Origin of the sequence: Neobacillus cucumis (genome assembly GCF_002860255.1) — a bacterium.
Taxonomy (GTDB): domain Bacteria; phylum Bacillota; class Bacilli; order Bacillales; family Cytobacillaceae; genus Neobacillus; species Neobacillus cucumis_A.
The window spans coordinates 1-5,546 of sequence record NZ_PGVE01000093.1 but is presented as its reverse complement, the minus strand read 5'-3'; the positions used below and the strand labels follow the sequence as shown (position 1 = coordinate 5,546).

General features: G+C 40.8%; 4 protein-coding genes. 1 reads left to right on the top strand and 3 read right to left on the bottom strand.

The genetic code is table 11. From position 1 onward, the window contains the following. The 3 genes from CVD27_RS24760 to CVD27_RS24750 form a co-directional block, all read right to left on the bottom strand. A partial coding sequence (locus CVD27_RS24760; protein ID WP_142384143.1) for a LysM peptidoglycan-binding domain-containing protein occupies positions 1 to 657 on the bottom strand: 657 nt, incomplete at its 3' end. Positions 658 to 827: 170 nt separating this feature from the next. Continuing rightward, positions 828 to 1,079, bottom strand: coding sequence for a hypothetical protein (locus CVD27_RS24755; protein ID WP_101651466.1), 252 nt, complete (start codon positions 1,077 to 1,079; stop codon positions 828 to 830). A 231-nt stretch (positions 1,080 to 1,310) separates the two neighbouring features. Beyond that, positions 1,311 to 4,394, bottom strand: coding sequence for an efflux RND transporter permease subunit (locus CVD27_RS24750; RefSeq protein ID WP_101651464.1), 3,084 nt, complete (start codon positions 4,392 to 4,394; stop codon positions 1,311 to 1,313). 95 nt (positions 4,395 to 4,489) lie between these two features. Between CVD27_RS24750 and CVD27_RS24745 the strand changes: the two genes are divergently transcribed. Beyond that, on the top strand, positions 4,490 to 5,317 hold the full coding sequence (locus CVD27_RS24745; protein WP_257984484.1) for a TetR/AcrR family transcriptional regulator: 828 nt from the start codon (positions 4,490 to 4,492) through the stop codon (positions 5,315 to 5,317). The last annotated feature ends 229 nt before the right edge of the window (positions 5,318 to 5,546 follow it).

Here is a 5,546-nt window from a genome sequence, read left to right as displayed (position 1 = left end):
TGCAGTTGCACTTGATGGTGCTGGTGCTTTTTCTGTTGCTGCACTAGAAGTTACTGCAGAGCTTTCTGTTGGTGCTGCATTTGAAGTAGCTGCAGAACTTTCTGTTCTTGCTGAATTCGTTGTGGTCGCAGGTGCTGCGGTAGTAGTAGCTCCATTACTATGAATCTTTAACGTCTGACCAGCATAAATCGTGTCAGAGTTTAAATTATTCATAGATTTAAGCTGAGGAACCGTTACATTAAAACGTGCCCCGATCACCGAAAGAGAATCACCCTTTTGGACTTTGTAAGAAGAATCGCTTATGTCCGATTCCGCTAATTTCAATTGCTGTCCAATCCGAAGGAAACTAGAGGTCATACCGTTTACACGTTTTAGTTCACTTACAGTAGTACCATTAGCTCTCGCAATTTGCCAAAGACTATCTCCTTTTTTCACTGTATAAGTAAGAGATAGTTTTTGATTAACGTAGATTGTATCACTAGAAAGAGAATTCCACTCTTTTAATTGATTAATAGACACATGACTTGAATGAGCAATTTTCCAAAGGCTGTCTCCAGGACGAACCGTATATGCAGGTTCTTGTGCATTTGCTGTGGCTCCAAAAGCAGTAAGAACAAGCCCAGCTGTTGCAGCTGCTGTTACTAAATTTTTCTTCACTTTTAAAATTTCCTACCTTTCCTAAATTTACTTCAATAGACATAATAATGCAGTTTTCGACAAATGAACATCCGACAAAAGTGGTAGTTTATTAGAGTAAACACTGAAAAGGTAGGAGTTTTTCAAAAAAAAAATAGGAAAAGTGCTGTGAACACTTCTCCTTGTTTCCATCAACCACTATTTTGATCGATACCAGACCAAAACATCTCACCTAGATACTCGGCGTGCGCCAAATACTGTTCCACAAATTCTGTTAAGGTGATCGGTATACCGGTATCTTCTAACCAATAATCAAAGCTGATCGCTATATTCTTTTTGATGATATCGTTTTGGCCCCAAATCTGGGCAAGCGGATGATCAATACCCGTCAGGACATCAGCAATCTCTTGGATGGTCGTTATTTGTAACACCCTCTTTTTCAAGAAATGGAAACCTTTTATTTAATGTATGTAAAAAGTGAGATTTAACGCATATGAAACAAACCTTTAGGTACCTTTTTTTAAAAGTGCTGATAAAAATTAAAAAACGCTGATATCCTTCAAAAAAGTGCTGATAAAGTCTTTAAAAGTGCTGATACCCTTAAAACAGCACTAATAAACCGCCTCACAACAAAAAACCCCGCAAGACGATTCATCATCTTGCAGGGCCACTTCTTAATTTTCCTCTTCTTCTCTTCGATTTTTCTTAAACAGCTTCGATAATACTTCATACACAATCGGTACAACAAACAGCGTTAACAGCGTCGAACTTGTTAGACCGCCGATGACGGTAATACCAAGACCTTTTGAGATTAAACCGCCGCCGCCTGAGCCGAGCGCTAACGGGATTAACGCACCAACTGTGGCAATGGCTGTCATCAAGATCGGACGTAAACGTGTGGCACCTGCTTCAAGAACCGCATCACGCATTTTTAATCCATCACGTTCCATATGGATAATTCGGTCCACCAATACAATCGCATTCGTGACGACGATACCAATCAACATCAATAGACCCATCATAACCGAAACAGAAATCGTCTCTCCGGCAATTAATAGACCGACAAATGAACCGATGACCGCAAACGGTAACGAGAACAAGATCGCAAATGGAGCAACACCTTCACGGAAGGTGACCACCAGGATGAAGTACACGATCGCAATGGCGGCTAGCATCGCGGCACCAAGCTGCGTAAAGGTATCGTTCATATCGGCCTGCACACCAGCTGTGCCGACTGTCACACCTTTTGGTAAATCCAGCTTATCCACTTCTTTGTCTAATCGATCCGTTACAGCTTTAACGTCTTTACCAATAACGGTTCCTGAAACACTAGCATAGTATTCGCCTTTGCTGCGTGCCAGTGTATTTAAGGTTGTACCTTGTTCTACTTTTACAAGCTGCGAAAGCGGCACAGTCGTACCCATTGCTGTTGGGACTGGGGTTTTTAACATTTCATCAATCGATTCTGGCTGTTTCGATTGTTCCTGTTGAACAATCACATCCAGGGACTCACCATTTTTTTCAATCGTTGTTAATACATTCTGGGTCTTCGTTGGGTTCAGCATCATCACCAGCTGACCAGTGGTTAACCCATATTTAATCAAATCATTCTGCGCTACTTTGAATTTGTATTCTACATAAGGATCCTCAGCACTAGAGGTTACGTCTTTTAGACCCTTCTCCTTCTGCATTACTTTTTCAACCTTATCAACAGACGCATAGAGTTTATCTAAATTGTCACTATAGAAGGTGTAGCTGACCTCATTGGAGCCTACAGAGGAGGCACCCATGTTTTGACTCTTCCATGTGCCTGATTGGTCAAGATTTTTCACATAGTTCTCAATTTTGTCTTTTACCTTAGGGAAGTCCTTCGTATCCGGATCAAAAATCAGATACATTAAGGCCCCGCCGCCTCTGCCGCCAAACATAGCAGTGGATGTGTCCGTTTTATCTGTCACCGATATTTGAACAATATCGATATCGTCATGCTTCAGCATCTTTTCTTCGACGTATTTAACGTTCTTCAAGGTCTCATCCTTTAACTCACCTGCTTTAGGTGTGTAGGTTAAATACATCATTTTTTCTTGTTCACTGCCCATGAAGCTGAATCCGATTAATGGCGTTAACGCCAAACTGCCGGCCAATAAAACAATCGCAATAATGGAGGTAATCACCTTATGGTTAAGGGCCTTTTCCAGAAACCACTTATACCACTTGGCTAACTCTCCCACTTCTTTATGTTTTTTACCTGTCTTCTGGCCATATAATTTTTTCTTAAAAAGGGTATGTGATAAAGCAGGTACAACCGTAATCGCCACGAGTAACGAAGCACCAAGAGCAAAGGTCATCGTTAAGGCGAACGGGGCGAATAATTCTCCAACCATTCCGCCTACAAAAATCAATGGCGCAAATACCGCCACCGTTACTAATGTCGAGGATAGAATCGGCTTAAACATTTCAATCGTCGCTTCACGAACGAGGGCGCGTCCATTTAATTTCTCTTCTTTTAAATGCAAGCGCCGGTAAATATTTTCCACAACAACAATCGAATCGTCGATGACCCGTCCGATGGCAACCGTTATGGCCCCTAATGTCATGATGTTAAGCGTAATATCCAGCCAGTGCAGGAGGAGCAACGCCATAAAGATTGACACTGGAATCGAGATAATCGATGTAATCGTTGATTTGATACTGCGTAAAAACAGCAGGATAATTAATACGGCAATGAAACCGCCAAAGACGGCTTTTTCTACCATCGTTGTAATGGATTCTTGGATTGGTTTACCCTGGTCAAGCGTCACATCAATGTGAAGACCATCTATTTTTGCCTTTTGCTCTTTCACAACTTCCTTGACACTGTTTACCACATCAACTGTGTTGGCACGCTGCTCTTTCACAATTTGAATGGCAATGGCTTCTTTCCCATTGGTACGAGAGACGGACTGGACTTTACCGATTGTTTCGATCTTTGCTACATCACTTAATTTTACAAAGGGTGTCGGATGTGTCTTCGTTGGTGTGACAGGAATGATCGTGTTCTTTAATTCATTCTCTGTCATGTATTTACCATCAATGGAAACAGCCTGTTCGCCTTCTTTAAACTGATAAAGTCCTAAGGAGACGGACATATTGCTAGCCTGAACCATTTGTTTTACTTTATCTTCAGTAAGGCCAAATTCCTTTAATTTGGCTTGGTTATACGTAAGGTCTACTTCTTCGATATGCTGGCCTGTTAAGGTGGCAGATGCCACACCATCGATTTTTTCAATTTTTGGAAGAAGGATATCTTCTACAGTAGAGGTTAACTCCACGATATCTTCCTTAGAACTGCTTACACTAAGGGCTGCAACTGGCATCATGTTCATGCTGATGGCCGTGATCTTTGGCTCCTGTGCTCCTTCTGGATAAGTCACGTTATCTAACGCTGATTGCAATTCCCGTTTTGCCTCGTCCATATCGATACCATATTCATATTCCACTTGAATACTCGACATGTTAGAATAGGAATTTGAATAAACAGATTTTACGTGATCAAGCCCTTCAGCGGCCTTCTCGATTGGCATCGAGACATCTTCCATTACCTTTTCAGGAGTGGCACCCGGATACACATTCGTGACCATCAAGTATGGAATCGAAATATTCGGGATGGTTTCCATATTCATTCGTGTCCCTGAATAGATACCAGATACCGTAATGATAATGGTCAGCAGCCAAACGGCCAGTTTATTCCTAAGGACAAAATTTGCTATAGCTTTCACGCTTACACCTACCTCTGATTGACTTACTAGACTCAATTATTTATACTAATGACCAATCAGTCATTTGTCAATAAATGACGTTAGGAGCGGTGACATTGAAAAAACAATTAATTATGGAAAAAGCACTTGAACTTTTTGCAAAACAAGGGTTTGAAGCAACCTCCGTTCAGCAGATAACCGAGCATTGCGGGATTTCTAAAGGGGCTTTTTATTTATCCTTCAAATCGAAGGACGAACTAATTACAGCCCTCATTGACCACTTTATGAATCAGCTTACTTCCGATATTGACTATGTAGTCAGAAATACAAATAAGGATGATCTTTTATATACATTTTATTACACCATCTTCCATACCTCTTATCAGCACTCTGATTTTGCAAGGTTGCTAATGAAAGAGCAGTCCCATGCGTTTAACAATGACCTTTTGGAAAAATTACATTACTTTGACCGTTTAATTGGGATGACTATTCTTTCTATGCTGGAACAGATATATGGAGAGCAAGTCAGTGAAACAAAATACGATTTAATGTATTGCATCAAGGGGTTTATGAATACTTATTCACAGCTGGTTGTCTTTTATAATGTACCACTCGATTTGGAATTACTCTCTAATTCGCTTGTGGAAAAAACAGACTTGCTGGCGCAGCATACAACGGTTCCGTTTATTTCAGAAGAGATCATCCAGTTGTTTACGAGCCCAATGAATGAAGCGGTCACGAAAGACCAGATTCTTGACATTCTTGCTCCGAAAATTGAGGAGATGGAGGATTCGATGGAAAAGGAATCACTGGTTTTACTTAAGGAGCAGTTAGAGGAGCAAACTCTTAGTCCTGTTATAATTCGGGGGTTAATTGAAAATATCCGAAATCAACCGCATTGTAAATGGATCGCCTTTTTGCTTCGGCGGTATTATGAATTTTAGCAGAACACTTTTTTTACGAGTTCTGCTTTTTTTGGTGCAAAAGATAACAAACAGCAATTTAAGAGAATCTTATTGGAGACACATTCTTCTGCTTCGTTGAGAGTTTTTTCCTCAAGAGGCCTTATTGGAGACATTTTCTTCAGCTCCACTGGTAGCTTTGTTCTCAAGACCACTTATTGGAGACATTTTCTTCAGCTCCACTGGTAGCTTTGTCCTCAAGCCCCCTTAT